The sequence below is a fragment of the Nostoc sp. genome, assembly GCF_036917395.1.
Classification (GTDB): Bacteria; Cyanobacteriota; Cyanobacteriia; order Cyanobacteriales; family Nostocaceae; genus Nostoc.
The window spans coordinates 1-19,244 of the sequence record NZ_JBALDI010000043.1 but is presented as its reverse complement, the minus strand read 5'-3'; the positions used below and the strand labels follow the sequence as shown (position 1 = coordinate 19,244).

At 41.3% G+C, this 19,244-nt stretch carries 21 protein-coding genes; 12 read left to right on the top strand and 9 right to left on the bottom strand.

Annotation, left to right across the window (positions count from 1 at the left end; all coding sequences use genetic code 11):
- Positions 1-129: 129 nt before the first annotated feature.
- The 4 genes from V7K46_RS15480 to V7K46_RS15465 all read right to left on the bottom strand — a co-directional run bounded on the left by V7K46_RS15480 (position 130) and on the right by V7K46_RS15465 (position 2,768).
- On the bottom strand, positions 130-984 hold the full coding sequence (locus tag V7K46_RS15480; protein WP_335114544.1) for an ABC transporter permease: 855 nt from the start codon (positions 982-984) through the stop codon (positions 130-132).
- Positions 941-1,792, bottom strand: coding sequence for an ABC transporter ATP-binding protein (locus V7K46_RS15475; protein ID WP_335114542.1), 852 nt, complete (start codon positions 1,790-1,792; stop codon positions 941-943). Before V7K46_RS15475 ends, V7K46_RS15480 begins: the two co-directional genes overlap by 44 nt.
- 245 nt (positions 1,793-2,037) lie before the next feature.
- Positions 2,038-2,526: a DUF3368 domain-containing protein gene (locus tag V7K46_RS15470; protein WP_335114540.1), complete on the bottom strand. Its 489-nt coding sequence runs from the start codon at positions 2,524-2,526 to the stop codon at positions 2,038-2,040.
- Complete coding sequence (locus V7K46_RS15465) at positions 2,523-2,768, bottom strand: UPF0175 family protein (protein WP_334829096.1); 246 nt, start codon at positions 2,766-2,768, stop codon at positions 2,523-2,525. Before V7K46_RS15465 ends, V7K46_RS15470 begins: the two co-directional genes overlap by 4 nt.
- A 159-nt stretch (positions 2,769-2,927) precedes the next feature.
- Between V7K46_RS15465 and V7K46_RS15460 the strand changes: the two genes are divergently transcribed.
- Positions 2,928-3,506 carry a hypothetical protein gene (locus V7K46_RS15460; protein WP_335114538.1) on the top strand — a complete coding sequence of 193 codons (579 nt, stop codon included), beginning with the start codon at positions 2,928-2,930 and terminating at the stop codon, positions 3,504-3,506.
- A 242-nt stretch (positions 3,507-3,748) separates the two neighbouring features.
- Here the strand turns inward: V7K46_RS15460 and V7K46_RS15455 are convergent, their stop codons facing one another.
- Positions 3,749-4,294, bottom strand: a complete 546-nt coding sequence (locus V7K46_RS15455; RefSeq protein ID WP_335114750.1) for a protein-tyrosine phosphatase family protein — start codon at positions 4,292-4,294, stop codon at positions 3,749-3,751.
- Positions 4,295-4,466: 172 nt separating this feature from the next.
- Between V7K46_RS15455 and V7K46_RS15450 the strand changes: the two genes are divergently transcribed.
- The gene (locus V7K46_RS15450; RefSeq protein ID WP_335114536.1) at positions 4,467-4,682 is read left to right on the top strand and encodes a hypothetical protein; all 216 of its coding nucleotides are present in this window, start codon (positions 4,467-4,469) and stop codon (positions 4,680-4,682) included.
- A 28-nt stretch (positions 4,683-4,710) separates the two neighbouring features.
- Complete coding sequence (locus V7K46_RS15445) at positions 4,711-5,310, top strand: arsinothricin resistance N-acetyltransferase ArsN1 family B (protein WP_335114534.1); 600 nt, start codon at positions 4,711-4,713, stop codon at positions 5,308-5,310.
- A gap of 75 nt (positions 5,311-5,385) precedes the next feature.
- Here the strand turns inward: V7K46_RS15445 and V7K46_RS15440 are convergent, their stop codons facing one another.
- Entirely contained in the window at positions 5,386-6,105 is a 720-nt protein-coding gene (locus V7K46_RS15440; protein ID WP_335114532.1) for a pyridoxine 5'-phosphate synthase, read from the bottom strand.
- Positions 6,106-6,398: 293 nt separating this feature from the next.
- Positions 6,399-7,475, bottom strand: coding sequence for a sulfonate ABC transporter substrate-binding protein (locus V7K46_RS15435; protein ID WP_335114748.1), 1,077 nt, complete (start codon positions 7,473-7,475; stop codon positions 6,399-6,401).
- A 213-nt stretch (positions 7,476-7,688) separates the two neighbouring features.
- On the opposite strand from V7K46_RS15435, the gene V7K46_RS15430 reads away from it, so the two are divergent.
- The 5 genes from V7K46_RS15430 to V7K46_RS15410 all read left to right on the top strand — a co-directional run bounded on the left by V7K46_RS15430 (position 7,689) and on the right by V7K46_RS15410 (position 13,191).
- Positions 7,689-8,378, top strand: coding sequence for a class I SAM-dependent methyltransferase (locus tag V7K46_RS15430; protein WP_335114530.1), 690 nt, complete (start codon positions 7,689-7,691; stop codon positions 8,376-8,378).
- A 261-nt stretch (positions 8,379-8,639) separates the two neighbouring features.
- Positions 8,640-8,816 carry a hypothetical protein gene (locus tag V7K46_RS15425; protein ID WP_335114528.1) on the top strand — a complete coding sequence of 59 codons (177 nt, stop codon included), beginning with the start codon at positions 8,640-8,642 and terminating at the stop codon, positions 8,814-8,816.
- Positions 8,817-9,387: 571 nt separating this feature from the next.
- Positions 9,388-9,747 (top strand): VOC family protein, encoded by a 360-nt coding sequence (locus V7K46_RS15420; RefSeq protein WP_335114526.1) that lies wholly within the window; start codon positions 9,388-9,390, stop codon positions 9,745-9,747.
- Between the two features lie 615 nt (positions 9,748-10,362).
- Positions 10,363-11,790, top strand: a complete 1,428-nt coding sequence (locus tag V7K46_RS15415) for a hypothetical protein (RefSeq protein WP_335114524.1) — start codon at positions 10,363-10,365, stop codon at positions 11,788-11,790.
- A 996-nt stretch (positions 11,791-12,786) separates the two neighbouring features.
- A complete protein-coding gene (locus tag V7K46_RS15410; RefSeq protein WP_335114522.1) occupies positions 12,787-13,191 on the top strand; it encodes a response regulator in 405 nt (134 codons plus the stop codon).
- Positions 13,192-13,300: 109 nt separating this feature from the next.
- Here the strand turns inward: V7K46_RS15410 and V7K46_RS15405 are convergent, their stop codons facing one another.
- Positions 13,301-14,089, bottom strand: coding sequence for a DUF4198 domain-containing protein (locus V7K46_RS15405; protein WP_335114520.1), 789 nt, complete (start codon positions 14,087-14,089; stop codon positions 13,301-13,303).
- 427 nt (positions 14,090-14,516) lie between these two features.
- Positions 14,517-15,665 carry an alanine--glyoxylate aminotransferase family protein gene (locus tag V7K46_RS15400; protein ID WP_335114518.1) on the bottom strand — a complete coding sequence of 383 codons (1,149 nt, stop codon included), beginning with the start codon at positions 15,663-15,665 and terminating at the stop codon, positions 14,517-14,519.
- A 565-nt stretch (positions 15,666-16,230) separates the two neighbouring features.
- Here V7K46_RS15400 and V7K46_RS15395 point away from each other — a divergent pair.
- The 4 genes from V7K46_RS15395 to V7K46_RS15380 all read left to right on the top strand — a co-directional run.
- On the top strand, positions 16,231-17,112 hold the full coding sequence (locus V7K46_RS15395; protein ID WP_335114514.1) for an SDR family oxidoreductase: 882 nt from the start codon (positions 16,231-16,233) through the stop codon (positions 17,110-17,112).
- 408 nt (positions 17,113-17,520) lie between these two features.
- Positions 17,521-18,189, top strand: coding sequence for a DUF1345 domain-containing protein (locus tag V7K46_RS15390; RefSeq protein ID WP_335114512.1), 669 nt, complete (start codon positions 17,521-17,523; stop codon positions 18,187-18,189).
- Positions 18,190-18,332: 143 nt separating this feature from the next.
- Positions 18,333-18,908: a GNAT family N-acetyltransferase gene (locus tag V7K46_RS15385; RefSeq protein ID WP_335114510.1), complete on the top strand. Its 576-nt coding sequence runs from the start codon at positions 18,333-18,335 to the stop codon at positions 18,906-18,908.
- Positions 18,909-19,030: 122 nt separating this feature from the next.
- The coding region (locus V7K46_RS15380; RefSeq protein WP_442939843.1) for a hypothetical protein at positions 19,031-19,244 on the top strand (214 nt) is incomplete at its 3' end.

The following is a 19,244-nucleotide window of genomic DNA, read 5'->3' as shown; positions in this document are numbered from 1 at the left end:
CTTGTTGTTCTCCTGATTACATCGCCACCCGTGGATTAAGTTTTCCACCAATGATGGCTAAAATTATTAATGCTAATAAGAGAATTGTACAATCCCGACCAAAGTCATAGATGCTAGTTCGATTACGGATTACATTGCTACCCGTGGATAAAGTCGTCCACTGATGATCGCCAAGACTGTTACTGTTAATAAGAGAATTGCCAAATCCCAACCAAAGCCATAAACGCTGATTCCATCCACTAGCATTGTGCTGCGTAAGGCGTCAACCTCATAAGTTAAGGGATTTAAGTGGGAAACAAACTTTAACCAGTCGGGCATGATTGAGATCGGATAAATAGCATTGCTGGCAAAAAATAACGGCATGGTTAACATTTGTCCAATTCCGGTCATCCGCTCTCTGGTTTTTGCCAAACAGCCAATAATTAATGAAAAAAGACAAAAGCAAGCCCCCCCCAGCATCACTATCAGTAGCACTTGCCCAAAAGCTAGAGGATGGAGATTTAATTTTACACCTAAGACAAAAGACAATACATAAATTACTGCTACCTGTGATAAGCACCGTACCCCACATGCTAGAGCTTTGCCCAAGACCATTGCTAGACGGGGTGTAGGACTAGCAAGGAATTTATGGACAATTCCTAAATCTCGCTCCCAGATTAGTGTCATTCCACCGGTGAAAATGGCTACATTTAACACGCTTTGAGCGAGAATGCCAGCAGCCATGAAGTCTAAATATGGTAAGTCCCCTGTAGGAATTCCCCGAAGTTTGGAGAATACTTGCCCAAAAATCAGCAACCATAATGACGGTTGCACTGATCTGACTACTAAATCAGTGGGATCGTGGCGGAGTTTACGCACTTCCAATTCAGCGATCGCTAGAGTTTTCGTAACTAGCTCTTTAATTGCAGAGATGATATTTATTCGGACAGTGGGTGGTGCTTTAACCCAACCGTTGAGCAGTACGTCTGGTTCTTGCTGTGTCACGGTAGTTGACTCCTGATGTTAACTGGTCGCCTGTATAGTAAATAAAGACATCATCCAAAGTTGCGTTTGGTTTATCTAAAGAAGCTTTTAAGTCGCTTGGTGTCCCTGTAATTACGACTTCACCTTGTCGCATAATCGCCACTCGGTTACATAAGCTGTCCGCTTCTTCTAAAAAGTGGGTTGTTAAAAATATAGTTGTGCCGTAATCAGCACAGAGTTGTAGCACAAGTTGCCATACTTGAGTTCGAGCGATCGGATCTAGTCCAACAGTCGGCTCATCCAGAAACAAAATTTTGGGTTGATGCAGAACTGATACGCCGATTTCCAGCTTGCGGATCATCCCACCAGAGTAGTTTCGTACCAAGCGCTGCGCCGCATCTTGCAAACCCATGTATTCTAAAATCTCATAAATGCGGCGATCGCGTCCTTTGGCAGGTATTCCATACAGCTTGGCGAAGATTAAAAGATTTTCGTAACCCGTGAGACTACCATCAGCAGAGAGGGCCTGGGGAACATAGCCGATAGCCCGTCTCACAGGATTAGGTTGACGAGTCACATCATAGCCAGCTAAGGTTGCTTTCCCTGCACTGATAGGCAGTAAAGTTGTCAACATCTTAATAACTGTACTTTTCCCTGCCCCATTGGGGCCAAGTAGGCCAAATACTTCGCCCTGTTCCACAGATATGCTCAGATTATTAACAGCCGTTAACTTACCAAAACGGCGCGTGAGTCCCTGAGTTTCCAAAATCAGAGGTTTTGGTTCGGTAGGAGGTTCTAACCGATTTATTTTTCCCGTCAGTATTGTCACAAGTTTGATGCACTTCTATTAATTAGCAAAACTAACTATTAGCTTCTCAATATATTTGTTTGAAGTCAATAGACTTCTGGCATAAATTTGAATCAGAGTAAAAGAAAACTCAGTAGAATGGTGGCGAGGTTATTGATGGGCGAAGTATCACTGACAAATTAACCGCAAACACTTGCTAAGATGGTTAATAGGTGAAAAATTTTCAGAATGCCTACTGCTGCTCAGTTAAGAAGTCTATGCCGCATTTAATTTTCATCAACAAGCTGCAAAACCGTCTTGTATAAAGGTTCCGCCACCCAAAATCCTGCCTGGTTAATCAGTGCATTTAATAAAGGTTTCACAGCAGAAATCAGCCTTTGACTTTTAGCTTCAACCAAGATTCCTAAAATCCCTGTGTAACCAAGATTTAGCCTAGCTGCAACCATGCGACCACGACGTTCATCAATCAAAACTTGATCTGCTTTCATTTCCAGCGCTAGAGCGATCGCTTCAGCTTCACCAATATCCAGTTCATTGCTGAGTGCTTCAACCAGTATACGATCTTGAACTGGACGAGTTTGAATCCAGATAAAAGTTTGGACTTCAATTGCACCTGCAACTGGAAAGTTGGGATCAGTCAGTTCTCGGTAGACAGCTTCAGGAATTAGGACTGTTCCATAAAGCTGTTGTAGTAAATGAAGATGGTTAATGGCGGCGAGGTTATTAATGGGTGAAGTATCACTGACAATGATCACAGCCTACCCATCGCCCGCAAGTTCTTTATATCTTGTTCAAAATCCTCGACCCCATAATGAACTGAAATTTGACGACTTGCGAGTAGATGCTGAAATGCTATACGATTCATGCCTGCAAATCGGCTGGCTTGAGCAAGGGTTAACTTTTCTTTTTGAAAGAGCATCACTGCAATTTCTTGCTTCATTTCGCCTTCAGTCATCCGAGTTACGGTTAATATTTCATTAGGAATGACGACGCTCATAATTATAATCCTCTCTATCACTACTATTCTAAGCAGCTGCAAACTCTTTGTTGCTGATTTGGTATACAGCGAAATGCCACCAGTGTTAATACTGACATAAGCATAGTAATAATTATGCTATAGTAGAGTATTGTGTACCAGATTAGAAGAAATTGATTTATGAATTTTGAAGATATTACCAATAAAGCCGTTGAAAAAGGTGTAGAAACTGCTGTAGAAAAAACTTTAGGCGTTAAAGACCTAAAGACGGTAAAAGCCGTTGTAGAGACCAGTGCGGCCGCAGGGGCTGCTGTCAGTGCTGCTACAGGGTTATCTGTTGCAGCAACTTCAGGAGCAGGAATCACTTCCGGTCTAGCTGCGGCAGGTGGTGTGGTTGGTAGTGGCATGGCGGCTGCTCCTGCTGTATTGGCAGCAGGCCCAGCTTATGCTGGAGCAAAAATAATGAATGAAACTTTCTTCAAAGACCAACCGGATTTGTCTGAGGAAGAACGTGAAGCTCGTGCAGCTGCAAGAACAGCTACAAATATTGGGGCTGCTGCTGGTGTAGCTGGTGCTGGTGCTGTAACAGTAGCTGCTGGTGCTTCTGGTGCTGCAATTATGAGTACTCTTGCAGGTATCGGTGGTGTTGTTGGGGGAGGTGCGATCGCTGGTACTGCCATAGTTGCTGCTGCACCTGTTGCGGCTGCGGCAGCTATTGGATACGGGATATACAAACTTTTCGGCGGCGGTAAGGAATAGCATTAACTCTGTTGAAAAAGTTGAATAAAATTTAATAAATATACCCTTGCTATCAATTAAATGTATAATATGTAGCAAATAAATAAAATTTAAGTGCCTGTGTATTTTAAGCGCAAATAGCCGCCTTCGCTATAAAACTTAATTTGCACAGGTATTTTCTATGTGAATTTAGGGTGAGGGCAAAAACTACAGTTCTCAACATAGATGAGGTTTATCTATAAACCTTCCACAAAATATCCGACTCAAGATTCTTCATGCACTGCTAGACGGCAATCATTCAGAAGCACGTCAAGTTCTTTTACAACTTTCCAAAGATTTCTGCCTTTTAACACAGCAGCGATCGCAGCCTCATAAGGATTTCTACCTGTTCTTTTGACAGCAGCTATTGCAGCTTGATTTGATAATCCTCGGACACTAACTAGCCATGCCGCTAACACATGTCCAGTACGTCCAATTCCACCAGAGCAGTGGACAACGACTTTCTCGTTTTGCTTATCTGCTTCGCTTAAGAAAGGAAGTATTTTCTGTGTGAGGGTTTCTAAATCAGATAGATGGAAATCTGCAATTGGTGCCCAACAAACTAGCTGATTACCAAATTCCTGTTTGTATGTATCCAGAAGTCCAGAGTAATAAGCTAGCTGTTGATCAGGAAGAAGGCAGCAAATTCGCTTGATATCCTGATACTTAATGAATTTTCTCCAATCTTGAACCTTATTGTTAATGTATCCAGGTCGTGCAGCACCAAAGACTACTTGTTCGTTCTTCCAAGCTGGGGCAAACTTATATATCTTTAACAATCTGACTTCGGAATCTTGGAAGTTGCTCGTTACAGCCATAAAATAGTTAGTTATTTTTTGATTAACATAGAATACTTTGCCAAAGCCTTCAGGCGGTAAAACACATGGTATAAATCTGCGTCGATAATATCACGTTCGGATTAGATATCTCCAGAAATTAATTATGCATTGCCTGAAATCCTTGGTAGCAGATGAAGCCCTTTCTCTATTCAAAAGTACACAAGCAACATTTCTCATTGACTCACTCAATGATTTTAGAGGAACACTTATTCAGCAGCGTGCAGTGATTCTGGCGGAACCGAATAAAGTTCCCATTATAATCAATATGCGAGCGATGCATCCTGATGGAACAATTATTGAGTATGTTGAGTTCGCTTGATTAGTTTTTAGCCCAAAAAGGATCTGCTATGAAGGCTACAATTAGACTAGCTAATGAAAGTGATGCCTTAAAAATGCTGGCAATTTATGCGCCAGTTGTCCGAGAAACTTCGATTTCCTTTGAGATACAACCTCCTAGTGAAACGGAATTTCAAGGGCGCATCAAGAACTATCAACAGCAAATGCCTTGGCTGGTGTGTCAAATTAACGGTGAACTTCTAGGTTATGCCTATGCTACTCCCTACCGGACTCGTGCCGCTTACCAATGGTCTGTGGAATCATCTGTGTACGTAAATGTTGAGCATCGCAGAAAAGGAGTTGCTAAAGCCTTGTATAGTTCCCTTTTTCAGTTACTTCAACTCCAAGGATTTTACAACGTTTTTGCCGCGATAGCTTTACCTAACCCAGCAAGTGTAGCTGTGCATGAGGCTGTCGGTTTTTCACCTGTAGGTGTATTTTGCAGAGTTGGGTATAAATTTAGTGAGTGGCATGATGTCGGGTGGTGGCAACTATCTCTGCAACAAGAGCAACCGCTACCTGTAAATCCACCTCTTTCTTTGCTAGAACTTCAAAAACTGTCTCTGTGGGATGAAGCTTTAAGAAGTGGACTCTTGCTACTTCGAGTTTAAATTAACTTCTTGCCATTATAGATTCTGGCATACTAACCTTTGAAGTACTTTTGGGATTCAGAAAAGTTTTTAAATTTAATTCAAAGATAGGATTTTTAAATACTCTTGCACAGCAGTAAATAGTCCTACCTCCAAAGCATCGGCAATCAGGGCATGACCAATAGACACTTCAAGTATGCCAGAAATTGAACAGAACTTTTCTAAGTTTTGTAGATTTAAATCATGCCCAGCGTTCACTCCTAAACCAATTTCCTGAGCCTTTTGTGTTGCTTGTTGGTAGTCTTGAAATACAGACTCTACATTCCCATTACGAAAAGCTGTAGCATAAGGTTCTGTATATAGCTCAATGCGATCGCTTCCAATCTCTTTAGCACGTTTAATTTGAGTTAAGTCAGTATCCATAAACAGGCTGACTCGAACTCCGAGGTCTTTTAACTCTCGAATGATTGGTCTGAGCCAAAAGCCATCTGTAGCCAGATCCCATCCGTGGTCTGATGTGAAAGCATCAGGTGCATCGGGAACTAAGGTACACTGCGTTGGTTTGATTTTTCGGACTATCTTTAAAAATTCAGGTGATGGATTACCTTCTATGTTGAACTCAACAGTCAATATCTGCGCCAGTGCATCGACATCTTCGGGCTTGATATGTCGTTGGTCTGGGCGTGGGTGAACTGTGATTCCCTGTGCGCCAGCTTTAATGCAGGTAAAAGCCGCTTCAATCACACTCGGTCTACCAAAATTTCGAGTATTCCTGAGTAAAGCGACTTTGTTAAGGTTAACGCTGAGATTGGTCATACTACAAAATTTAGTCCATCGTTAGGTTTGTTATTTACCGCCTGACATGTAAATGATTTGTGGATTTTACGAATAGTTGGATATGGATCTAAAGAGTATTTAAATCGCTCGGCATTATAAACTTGAGGTACGAGGAATATATCTGCGCTCGTTGGTTTTTTGTCGGGAGCGGGTACATACAATTTCCAGTAAAACTGAATTGGTGTCTCATTATTTCTGTCGTAATCATTAACTTGTTAATTTAGCTTGTAACATCATTCGTAATTCCCAAATTAGGAATTACGAATTAGGAATTAGGAATTATTCACTTTGCCTTGCCAAACAATTTCCTTAACTTTGATTTCTTTCGGGATCAATTTAATTTTGTAGAAAGTATCTGCAACCTCTTGTTGTTTAGTAATTATTTCATCTGTGAGCGGAAGTACATCATACTCACGCCGCTTTTCTGCTATTTCCAATACAGGAGCATCTATACCCAAAGCAGGGGAAAGAAATTTAGCAACTTCACCAGGATTATTCTTTGCCCAGTTGCTGACTTCCTTGACCTGATCTAGAACTATTTTCAAGGCATCCGGCTTGGCATCAACAAAAGATTTTGCAGCCAGATAATAACCACGATTGGGAGCTAATCCCGTCGCGTCTACTAAAGTACGTGCGCCTGTTGCTGCTTCTGCTGCGGCTAAGTAAGGGTCCCAAATTGCCCAAGCATCAACGTTTTTTCTCTCAAAGACAGCACGAGCATCGGCGGGAGTGAGAGTTACTCGTTGGATGTCACTGTACTGTACTCCTGCTTTTTCCAGTGCTTTCACCAATAGGTAGTTAGCATTAGAACCTTTGGCAAAAGCAATTTTTTTGCCCTTGAGTTCAGCTACACTTTTAATAGGTGAATCCTTGGGCACCAGGATGGCTTCAGCCTTGGAACTCCAAGGATCATAGGCAACATAAACCAAAGGAACACCCCCAGCTTGAGCAAATATAGGTGGTGATTCTCCGGTATAGCCAAAATCAATACTGCCTGCATTCAATGCCTCTAGGAGTGGGGGACCAGCCGGAAATTCCGACCAAGTTACGGAAGATTTTGAAGCTGCAAAAGCTTTCTCTAATTCCCCTCTCGCCTTCAGTGCATAAAGGACAGTTGACGCTTTCTGGTAACCTATGTGAACTGTAGTGCCGCTAGCTGCTGGACTGGGGCTAGTTGTCTCTTGTGTGCCATTGTTGCTTGCGCTTGGAGAACAAGCAGAGACAGCCAAAGTTAAACTAAATCCCACTGCAAACAGTAGGGAAAAGGTGCGGATTCTTTGTTGTTGGAACCTTTGGAGGAAGGCAAAACCCATACCCAACAGTTGGGTTGGAGAGAACTTATTCAACATCATCACTCTGCTTTCAAGGTAAATTAATATCAGACTTCAGCAAACCTACGGCATAACTCCGGCAAGTTTATTGATTTACCGTATGATTAGAGAATGATAAAAATATCACATAGTTAAGGCTAAAAAGCAAGTTTATTCGCTGAATAAAAAATTTTCCTTAAAGCTATGGCTGTTGGTGTTAAATCTAAACTCAATCAGATCACAAAGTAGGCGATGACAGATAATATTCTTCAACAACAGATTGAGTACTATCGCGCTAGAGCCAACGAATATGATCAGTGGTTCTATAGGATAGGACGCTACGATCGCGGTATCGAAAACAATCAGCGCTGGTTTAATGAAGTAGCTGTTATCAAAAATACATTACACCAAATTGGCGTGGTGGATGATATTTTAGAGTTAGCATGTGGAACAGGTATCTGGACGCAGGAGCTTTTAAGTATCGGTAAAAAAATTACTGCGATCGATGCCTCTGAAGAAGTGATTGCAATTAATCGCTCTAAGTTATTTTCACTGAGTGTTGAATATCACTTAATTGATTTATTTGCATGGCAACCTGATACTGAATATGATTTAGTGTTCTTTGCCTTTTGGCTCTCTCATGTGCCACCAAAATTACTTGATTCATTTTTGACGAAAGTTTATCAATCTGTTCGCGTTGGTGGACAAGTATTTATCATTGACTCTTCTTTTGAACCGACATCCACGGCTAACAATCATATCCTTGAAGACGACGGAAACATATATAAAACCCGTAAGTTAAATAATGGTCAAGAATTCCAGATTTTCAAGATTTTTTATCAGCCAGATGAACTTAAGGATAAGCTAAAAAAAGCAGGTTTTCAGGCTGAGGTGAAGGTGACAGATAACTATTTTATTTATGCACAGGGGAAAAAGGTTTAGCAGATAGCCCACAGGGAGCATCCCAAATGTGTAAAAACATAATTTGTGATTGCGTAGGCGGAGCCTTCCCGTAGGGTACGGAATGCAGTCAAGCAAAGCAATCGTTTTGTACAGATGAAGCGAATTGCAACATTTGGGCTACCCTGCGGGTTCTGGGTTCGCAAAGCGTCTGGTAGAGTTGGACTACGCTTCATTAGTAAATTTGCTTGCATTGGGATGCTCCCTTGCCCACAGACTTATGACACACTCCTGAGAGGATGTATGAGAAGTATCAAATATTTGCTGATCCCCCCACTCCCCACGCCAGTCACTCCACTTGGGGAAACCCCAGACGCTCTCTATAAGACCAGAGGCGAACGCGGACTCGTTGGCGCAGCCTCTGGTAGAGAAGAGGCTGCGCTATGGGCGGCAGGCATAGTCTCACGCCACGCCACTTGACGCCACTCCGCTCAAGTCGCCAGACCCTTGACGCTCGATGACTCGCTAACGCTACGCTAACGGCAGTTCCTCCTGGGGGAAACCCCCTACAGCCCTTCCCTAACGGGACGCCTTGCGGCGAACGGGCATCCTACGGCAGGCGCTAGCCTCTCATGAATGGGAGAAGACCGGACTGCCGACGCTCCTACGTCGCTAACACCACACGGCTGGCTCCTTTACTTGAAGCCCAAGACCGCATTGGCTCCCCATGAGCAAGTGGTGTAGATTTAGAGGGATCTCTAAGCGTTTTATGTATACAAAAAACTTTTCAGACATTTTTTAAAGCTAGGTACTGATGCTTGAGCATGTATATATATTGGTAATAGCTATACAGATGACTTCTATGGAGCTAAAGGTGTAGAAATGAAATGTATTTTGATTGACAGTGAACAACGTGATCAACAGCTAGGTGAACAGAGAGTTGAAGACCTTTTTCAAATTGAAGATAGGCTATTTATTGATTAATCTTAGTAAACGATGATTGCCGAATAAGCAAAATAAAATACACTTGCTGCCTAATAGACAGTTTGTAATGCAAATTATTAAAGTACTAACCAGAGTCTATCTAAGTCCGATAGACTTGGATGAGGCGATCACATTCTATGAAAACCTTTTTACAGAAAAATGTTGGTTGTGGTTTCAATATTCCGAGGCGGAGTTGGAACTTGCAGGTGTGGGTTCTATTCTTTTAATTGCTGGTTCAGCTGAAACACTCTCTCCATTCAAAAGTACACACGCAACATTTCTCGTTGACTCTCTCAATGATTTTAAAGAAGTACTTATTCAGCAGGGTGCAGTGATTCTGGTGGAACCTAACAATGTTCCCACTGGATTTAATATGCGAGCGATGCATCCTGATGGAACCATTATTGAGTATGTTGAGTTTGGATAATTAATTTTTAATCCAAAAAGGATTTGCTGTGAAGGCTGCAATCAGACTGGCTAATGAAAATGATACAACAGCGCTATAGCAATCCTAAATCATTCGTGAGAGATAAAATCGCTGAAATGCCTATAAATACGTACTTTTAATCTCCGTATTTTCTCACGTTTAAATTCGGATTGCTATAATCCAAGAAGTAAGAAAGCTTATACAGTAACCTTTTTAGGTTTTTTCAACTGGATAGTTATTTCTGCTGTGCTGCACTAGTCACTTGCTATATTTTGGGAGATAAAGGCTACTCAAAAATTCTTAGCGAATTTTCCGGAATCGATAACAGCGGGGTGGTATCACTTATTAGAGCATCGATATTATACTGAACCTCTATAACTAACCTTCGGGGAATATAGCCCCATTGTTTCCGCTCAAAAGCCCGGTCTTCATGACCGGGCTTTTGATGTTTATACCAAGTTGCAGTCGAGCAATTCTGGGTTAGAGCGATGCCTACGGTTGGCTACGCCTACGCAGCCCTTGTTTCAACTGTTAGTGTATCAAATAAAACTATTGTCCAGAAACTTTTAAGATATTTTATCGGTCTGGTTCTCCAAATTCTGCAAAAATCAACCAATGTCATCTTCTGCTCAAGGTATTCCCGGATTACCCGATTTGACGCATCCGATTGAGCTTGTTCAATTTGGAACCCAGGCGCTCAAAGCTTCACTGTTATTAGTATTTTTGATTGTAGCTTTGGGAGTTGCGATCGCTCTGATCAGTTTTTCCCTGCGTCGAAGCCAGCCGGAACAACTTATATTCATCGGTGAATGGGCTGTTCGTTATTCCCAACTGTTGCGGGGATTACAGCATTTAACTCTGGTATTAGTTCTGTTAGTACCGGGATTTTTTCTCTGTTCAACTTTAAGCAATCGCTACCACTACTGGGAACAAGCAAAGGTGGCTCAAGTAGCTGAAAGTGTTGCAGGTGAGAAGCTCGAACAATTTGCGCCCCAAGTGCGCTACTCTATTCGAGAGCCGTACTCTTATACCACTCAAGTCAATGGCAAAATAGTTAAGGTAAACCAGACACGAGAGATCAACCGCTTTTTGACGTTGGCTGGTTCGCAAATTCAAGTCAAGCTTGACCAAAGCGTAGATGTTCCAGGTCGCAGCTCAATTTATCGGGCAAATTATACTGCCGATTATAAAGTAGTTAACCAACTCAAGGATATTAATAATTTTTTCTTTGAAGCACCGCCACCCAACGGCTACACACTGCTTGCTAGCTACAAAATCGAGCGTGACAGTACTAGGTTACAACAAACCAATCCGGGAGACTATGGTTTTCCCTTCCGGCTGCAACCAGGCGAAGAAACCACCTTTCGAGTCACCTATCAGGCTAGAGGCGGGCCTCGCTGGGTTTATAGTGCAGCCGGACAGATGCTATCTAACTTCCGCCTCACCGCAATTGCTAACTTTGCTCCGGCTAATTTTGCTAGTGGTATTGAACCTGATGAGATTAAATCTGACGGACGCAGTACGCAATTTACCTGGAAATTTGACGATAATGTTTCAGTCAAAAATCCATTTGGAGTGTTTACCAACACCGAACCTATTCGTCAGACGGGAGTAATTGGGCGTCTTTTATTACTAGCACCAGCAATATTTTTGTGGTGGATATTGTTATTATATTTATCACTGCCAATGAGTTTCAAAAATGTAGCGATCGCTGGTAGTATTTTCTTTGCTTGTCTATTGACTTTGACCTATCTAGCTCGCGTCATCAATGCTCAGTTGGCTTGGACTTTAATTTCCATCATCTTACTAATTTTAACATGGGGATTAGGAGCCAGCCGCAGTGCTTCCCTGGCTACGATTATCTGCACTATTGCTGGAGCAGTATTACCCATCTTTGGATTATTAGTACCGTTTAGCGGCCTCACCCTCAGCCTAGCGGGTTTGCTTTCAGCCGTTTGGCTAGGAGTTCGTCACTGGTATGGCTGGTACAATTTGCACCCAGAAGACCAAAGATTGCAGGCTCAGAAAAACCTTAAAGATTAGGTAATTCCGTTATGATTAGCAAAGTTTTACCAAATAGCATTTATGGATAACGATTTACTGGCTTTCTTTGCAGGTGCTGGGTTACTTATTGTCTATCTCATCTTTTCTGCATTGACTGAAATGGGAACTAAACTACCTTGGAAGAAATAACCTGATGGGGAGATAAAGTTACTAAAATCAAAAATCTGCAAATTGAATGGGCTGGAATAGCTAAAAAGTTTATACTTCTAAACCTCATTGGGCTTGGAAAAAGAAGTAAACATCCTTTAGGCTGAGTTGATATACTTATTGTTCGAGAGAGTGCCAAATGCCCGAACCACAGAAGAATCAGATTAAAATCGAGCCAGCAACCCTAGTTTTAATTGTGTCTGTCCTGATACTCTTACCTCTGCTGTTTGTTGGCTTTTTGTCGCAGTGAAGCTCGTGAGGAATACTCAACAGATATATTCTCCCGATGTTTTTCACAAAATCTGAACGAGTCGGACTTTGTATTGCCATGCCATCTTAACCCAATCTCCTAAATGAAAAAAGGATAGCAGTTCAGTATAGATAGCGATCGCTTATGACAGTTGCGTAAGTCCTGGTAGTAATAAAAGTCACCATAATCTTCGTGCCGTACCCCAGGCGATTTTAATCGCTGCTCAATTACTTATGGTAAATCATGAGATAATATATGTGATGTCGAAATCGGATAAGGCACTACTACCCAATAGAAACGGCTTTCCAGTAGATAAGAGACTGTCGCGTAGTCTCGTAGTGGGTAGAAGCATATGATCATTGAGCTTGCGAAGTGTCGATTGCTACTGGCAAAGCAATGTGTTTCTGGGGCGTGGGGATGAGTCCATCCTCTATTAATCGTAACCGCACCTAGAGGTTCGGGGGATAGTGTTTCGGAACCTGTACAAGAACCAAACTGCTATTTCTCTTTCTTTACTAAAAGCTTGCGACTTTAGTCGTGGGGAATGCGTTACAGAAAGTTAGAATAAAATGTCATTTATGGAACCTTCTGGAACTCTTACTGGTTTAGATATTCTGGTAGTTGAGGATGATAATGATACTCGCTTTTTTATCACTACTGTGTTGGAAATGGATGGAGCAAAAGTTGTATCAGTAATATCAGCAGATGCGGCACGCAAAGTATTATCCGAATTGCAGCCCGATGTTTTAATTTCTGATATTGGGTTACCTGGGGAGGATGGCTACACTTTCATCCGCAAATTTCGTGCGCTAAAACCAAAGAATGGTGGACGAGTACTGGCTATTGCTTTAACAGCCTATACTGATAGTGAGGCTCGTATCCGTGCCTTGGAAGGTGGCTTTGACACTCATGTATCTAAACCGATTGATCCAGAAGAACTAGTTGAGATAGTAGCTAGCTTGGTTGCTTGTTGTAATTGGTAACGATTGTAGTGCCTGATGTCTTTAAGATTGGGAGGCACAGGTTTAGTCAAAACTATAATCTCCAAAGAGGCTGTAAATACGTGCTTTTTATGATAATAGAATTACTCTGCTATTTATTCAGCAGTAACTTCTTTTTATATAAAATTAGTAATCCAAGAAAACCTAATCCTAATAAATCTGAAGGTTCTGGGACAGAGATACTTTGTGCTGTCAAGCTAGTTTCGTAAGAAATAGTCAGATTACTGTTAGATGGAAGTGAGTAGCTAGCTTCAATAGGTTGCTCTAGTCCTTTTTGACCAGTGGGTATGGAAAAAGTGCCATTTGGGTTTTTTGCTATTACTTGACCAAAATATTCTACTGTAACATTATCAGTAATTTGTTGCCCTTCAGATAATACCTGAACTAGTAAGCTTTCGCCTGGAGTGAGAGCTAAAGGGTTTTCTAGAGGTAGAATTTCTAATGGCAAATTGAATGGTTTGGCTAAAGCATCAGACCAATCATAAAAAGCTTTAGTGTATTTCAGGTAATGACCAACATTATCATAGTTATTAATTTCTGGTTCTGTGATCCGAAGATATTCATCATTCGATAGTCTGGCATAATAGCCATTATCAAAAAAACCTTGAATGGCTGCTACATTTTTACCAGCAGTCAAAGATAAAGCATCTTGTTTTCCATTGAGATTAAAAGGAAGTATTTGTTTGTCACTATCATAAACTATTGCCTCTTTAAATCTAGAGGGTTCATAAGATTCTGGCCCCTCTTCTGGATGTCCAAACAAAATATTATATTCACCGCTTTTGTAATCAAACCAGACAACATGTGCTGATGCTGGTTGGATAAAGCATGGCAAAATAGCTGCTGCTATAAGCAGTGTTTTAATTTTTTGCAGAAACATTTTAACTCTCTTGATTACTTAGTTTAATTAATTACTAACATGTTTAGAAAACCACATTTTTTTCTTCTGAACAATCCCCCTCACAGGGATAATTTTTTAATATTTAGATTTTCTTAATATTATTTAAATAAGAGAAAGCATTTAGGACTGAGAAGGAAAATAAGTTTGATATCTGATTTTTAGACAGAATTTTTATATATTGCTTACTTGAAATTGGTTTCTAGTGAGGACTCTAGTCATCTCTACGACACCAGAGGCGAACAAAATCAGGGCTGAAGTCCTGACTACGATTTTACTCAGGTTGATTAACCGGACATAATACAAGTGTGAAGTATCAGCTTTGCTTTAATTATCAAACAATGTTAGCGCAATCACCTTTGCTCTCAGGTGCGTTAAGCTATTGTTAACACACCTAATTAACCTAAAACTACTTAGGCAAAACTTGCCGCAGTGCTGCTAAAAGTTGGTCAACACTTTCCTTACGACTATTAAAGCCCATCAATCCCACGCGCCAAACTTTACCAGCGAGTTCGCCAAGACCACCGCCAATTTCAATATTATGTTCATTGAGTAACTGCCGGGCGATCGCTTTCCCATCTACCCCTGTTGGAATGCAGACAGTAGTCAGCGTTGGCAGTCTATACTGCTGCTCAACGTGCATACTCAATCCTAAATTCTCCAACCCTTCCCAAAGATATTCTACGTTTTTCTGATGACGCTGCCAGGAGTTTGCTAACCCCTCTTCTGCAAGTAAACGTAATGCTTCCCGCAATGCATAGTATAAATTAATCGGTGCTGTGTGGTGATAGGTGCGTTCAGCGCCCCAATACTTACCCAGTAACAATATATCCAAATACCAGTTTGCAACCTTTGTCTGGCGCTGTTGCAATTTCTCAACTGCACGCGGACTCATTGTAAAAGGCGAAGCACCAGGTGGGCAACCCAACCCTTTTTGGCTACAACTATAGGCTAAGTCAACTCCCCAAGCATCCAAAAACAAGGGGACACCACCCAAACTTGTAACTGAATCAACTAACAACAAAGTGCCAAATTCACGACACAAATCAGCGACACCTTCCAACGGTTGACGTGCGCCGGTGGAAGTTTCGGCATGAACTAGAGCTAAAATAGTTGGACGATGAGTTTTTAATGCTGTTTGAAGTTCATCAAGGTTAAAAACTTGTCCCCAAGGTTTGGTAATGGTTCGCACATCCGCGCCATAACGTCCAGCCATATCCACGAGGCGATTACCGAAGTAACCCGCTACACCAATCAAAACCACATCACCAGGTTCTACAGCATTGGCGATGGTTGCTTCCATTGCGGCTGTTCCCGTACCGCTAACTGCAATGGTGAGTGGGTTTTCTGTTTGCCATACGTAGCGTAGCAACGACTGAATCTCATCCATGATTGCGAGAAAAGCTGGGTCAAGATGCCCAACAGGTGAAGTATTCATCGCCTGGAGAACTGTAGGATGGGCATTGGAGGGCCCAGGCCCTAACAGTAGACGGGATGGGATTTCTAGCGGTGTGAGTTGCAAGCGCCCAGAGTCGTTGATGGAAATTGTTTGCGTCATAATCCGTTTTCGCTTAGACCATACTTACCGAATCATAGAGCGATGGCTTCGCCAACGCCAGAGGCGATCGCATCACCGATATTTTAGTGAATCTGTCATTTGCCAGAAGATGCGATCGCACTAAAGTATTACAGTGATTAAAACCAAAGTGTGAGAGTATACTTATTTACTTTTCATAAGACATAATTATGGTTTTTACTAGCAAACGTCGGAATAATTTAGATGTTAACAACAGTAAATTAGTACCTTGCCCTAATTCCCCTAACTACCTTTCTAATCAGAGTGCAGATGCAGTTCACAAAATTGCACCATTAACTTTATTTTAGAGAACCAGATACTCTAAAATTGATTAATTGTAAAAAATTCCTGGCGAGAGAGCTTTTGAAAGCTTACTTTTAGTGGAATAAGTACGTTAAAGATGTTCAAGCAGGTTGCATTCAAAAACATGAACAATTAGACTTACCGCAATAAGTTGGAATCCAAACTAACGCGTGACGACGCACTTTTTAAAATTGCTAATAAACAGGTATTGTATTAATGCTTTATTTATTTTAGGAGAATGCCAATGACGATTTTAGTAACTGGTGTAACTGGGAACATTGGAGGAGAAGTCATTCAGCATCTACTGAACCAAGATGTTGTAATTCGAGGACTGGTGCGAGATCCGAAAAAAGCTGCTAAACTCCAAGCGCAAGGGATCGAACTGGCACAAGGTGATTTCTCACAGCCACAGACTTTAGACCCTGCCCTTCAAGGCTGTGAAACCGCCTTTCTGGTTACCCCCAACGAGCCACATCAAGTTGAGTTAGAATGCAATTTTATTGATGCAGCAAAACGGGCAGGCGTTCGCCATGTTGTAAAGATTTCTGTGCTTCATGCTGGGGAATTACCCAGTAAATTTCAACAGTGGCATCGCCAAATTGAAGAACACTTGGAAGAATCAGGCATGGCATGGACACATTTACGCCCGAATATGTTGATGCAGAATATGCGTTGGTTTACTCAAACGATCGCGCAACAAGGTGCATTCTATAATTCAGTCGGAGACACAAAAATCTCTCATGTCGATGCGCGAGATGTAGCCGCAGTGGCAGCCGTCTGTCTTTTTCAGTCAGGACACGAAAATCAAGCCTACGACCTGACAGGCCCCGAAGCCGTTTCATTTGATCAAGTTGCGGACTATTTTGCTAAAGTCTTAAACCAAGAAGTTAAGTACGTCAATCTTACACCTGCCGACCTCAAAGCGGCTCGACTCGCCAATGGAGAACCCGAATGGTATTTGGATGCGGAAGGGCAGTTATTTGACTGCTGGAAAGCTGGAGCAGGCTCAATGGTGACAACGCTGATCACAGATATCTTACACAAGCCTGCAACTTCATTTGAATTGTTTGCTGAGTATTACGCCCAGGTTCACGCTCAAGATTTTTCTACACATACAAAGGGTTGATAATGCAACACGCTCTAATACAGCTTGGCTCAAATCCAGCTACCATCTCAATTAACGCTCTTTTATTACTTTCATTAGAGAATATTTAAAACCTTCTTTCTCCGTGCTTGATTCCAAGCAAGGATTTTTTGGCAATCCTTATCAAGCGAGGCTTTGAAAAAGATTTAAGGTCAGCATCTTATTTTTCTCTCCTCAGAGACATAAAAGAGCGTTAACCATTGGGCGGACTACCCTTCTTTTTTGGTTGACGCTGCGCGTAGCTCGTTTCCCTACGGACTAAGGGAAGCCGCTTCTGTATAGCCGAGTCAGTGTGTTGGGTAACTTTATAAACTTGTACTCCTTCAGGTTCTCCAAAGGCTAGCAATTGAAGTACAATTTCTAATCTCTATCAGTTGGTATAAGATATTTGTGAACCTTAATTTATTTAAAAACTTTGATTCCCGACCCCGACTGATCATTGCTGTCGGACTCGCTGTATTCGTTTTAGTAATCGTTCCGCCTTGGCTGCACTTACCCACTCGCATTCTCTGCGCTTGGAACTCCGGTGCTGAATTTTTCTTAGCCGTAACGTGGTGGAAAATGAACAAGGCTACGCCAGAAAAAATTCGCCGTTATGCTGAGAATGAATATGAAGGACATTTGGCTATATTCATGCTGGTAATAGGTGCAGCTAGTGCGAGTATTTTAGCTATTGGGTTTTTACTAAATGATAAAAAAGGGTTGTCAACAATTCTGCTTACCCTACATGTCATACTTTCAATTATGACCATTGTCGGTTCCTGGTTACTAGTGCATACGATGTTTGCAGTGCAATATGCACACAACTATTACAAATATATTAATCATAATAATAGTGAAGAAATCATCGGAGGTTTAGATTTTCCTAATAACGACTATCCAGACTATTGGGAATTTTTATATTATTCTTTTGTAATTGGCATGACTAGTCAAGTTTCAGATGTGGAGACGAGATCACCTGATATGAGGCGCTTAACTCTGTTACATAGCATATTATCCTTCTTTTTCAATACCACCATTTTGGCTATGACTATTAATATCGTTGCATCGCTGATTTAAAAATTGCTTAACTCAGCCAAAATTATAATTATTTGCTTCTCTACCCTTTTTTTGGACTAAAGTCTTGACTACAAACCTTTAATATATTTACAACCTTTGACTTATAATTATTTAAATATCGTCTAAAAAAATATATACATTAAATGCTAATTGAACAAGACGAAATTGCTATTCGTCTAATGCAAGATGAAATATATGATTATGAGTTGATGACAAAATGGTTAACTGATGCACAAGTTTTGAAATTTTATGAAGGAAGAGATAATCCTTTTGATTTAGAAAGAATTATAGAAGCGTACAAACCTATGATCAGGGGAGATGACCCGCTTGTTCCGTGTCTGTTCTACTATCGAAATATCCCCATTGGTTATTTGCAGTATTGTGCGCTCAATGACTTATCCCAAACCGATAGACAATTGTATCATCTCGATCAAACTGATTATGTCTACGGAGTTGACTTGTTCATAGGCGAAACCGACTATTGGAACAAGGGAATTGGTACAAAAATATTGTCAGCAGTTATCAGTTTTCTTTTTGAACAGCGACAAGCTCATAAAATTGTCATAGATCCTCATGTTGACAATCCTCGCGCTATCCGTTGCTATGAAAAATGTGGTTTTGTCAAAGTAAAACTATTGCCTGCCCATGAGCTACATGAAGGAGAATACTCAGATTGTTGGCTTATGGCAATAGACCGAAAGAATCCATTGCATTGCTAATTTACACAGACTTTTCACGCTATGTGGAAAAACCAACGCGAAACCTAACCCCCTTCCCTGGTCTACGGTGTACACACAAGTATGACCAGCATAGGTTTCAACTCTTATAGTAGTTTCGTAGGGTGCGTTATGGACACGCCGAAATAACAAATGCGTCCGCCGAAATAACAAATGCATACGCCGAAATAACAAATGCATACGCCGAAATAACAAATGCGTCCGCCGAAATAACAAATGCATACGCCGAAATAACAAATGCATACGCCGAAATAACAAATGCATACGCCGAAATAACAAATGCATACGCCGAAATAACAAATGCATACGCCGAAATAA

Bases quoted from the DNA above. Each gene is read 5' to 3' on its own strand.
- V7K46_RS15450 (WP_335114536.1), top strand. From the start codon at position 4,467: ATGCATTGCCTGAAATCCTTGGTAGCAGATGAAGCCCTTTCTCTATTC.
- V7K46_RS15420 (WP_335114526.1), top strand. From the start codon at position 9,388: ATGCAAATTATTAAAGTACTAACCAGAGTCTATCTAAGTCCGATAGAC.
- V7K46_RS15460 (WP_335114538.1), top strand. From the start codon at position 2,928: ATGAATTTTGAAGATATTACCAATAAAGCCGTTGAAAAAGGTGTAGAA.
- V7K46_RS15410 (WP_335114522.1), top strand. From the start codon at position 12,787: ATGGAACCTTCTGGAACTCTTACTGGTTTAGATATTCTGGTAGTTGAG.
- V7K46_RS15465 (WP_334829096.1), bottom strand. From the start codon at position 2,768: ATGAGCGTCGTCATTCCTAATGAAATATTAACCGTAACTCGGATGACT.
- V7K46_RS15385 (WP_335114510.1), top strand. From the start codon at position 18,333: ATGCTAATTGAACAAGACGAAATTGCTATTCGTCTAATGCAAGATGAA.
- V7K46_RS15425 (WP_335114528.1), top strand. From the start codon at position 8,640: ATGAGAAGTATCAAATATTTGCTGATCCCCCCACTCCCCACGCCAGTC.
- V7K46_RS15435 (WP_335114748.1), bottom strand. From the start codon at position 7,475: ATGTTGAATAAGTTCTCTCCAACCCAACTGTTGGGTATGGGTTTTGCC.
- V7K46_RS15405 (WP_335114520.1), bottom strand. From the start codon at position 14,089: ATGTTTCTGCAAAAAATTAAAACACTGCTTATAGCAGCAGCTATTTTG.
- V7K46_RS15415 (WP_335114524.1), top strand. From the start codon at position 10,363: ATGTCATCTTCTGCTCAAGGTATTCCCGGATTACCCGATTTGACGCAT.
- V7K46_RS15430 (WP_335114530.1), top strand. From the start codon at position 7,689: ATGACAGATAATATTCTTCAACAACAGATTGAGTACTATCGCGCTAGA.
- V7K46_RS15395 (WP_335114514.1), top strand. From the start codon at position 16,231: ATGACGATTTTAGTAACTGGTGTAACTGGGAACATTGGAGGAGAAGTC.
- V7K46_RS15445 (WP_335114534.1), top strand. From the start codon at position 4,711: ATGAAGGCTACAATTAGACTAGCTAATGAAAGTGATGCCTTAAAAATG.
- V7K46_RS15440 (WP_335114532.1), bottom strand. From the start codon at position 6,105: ATGACCAATCTCAGCGTTAACCTTAACAAAGTCGCTTTACTCAGGAAT.
- V7K46_RS15400 (WP_335114518.1), bottom strand. From the start codon at position 15,665: ATGACGCAAACAATTTCCATCAACGACTCTGGGCGCTTGCAACTCACA.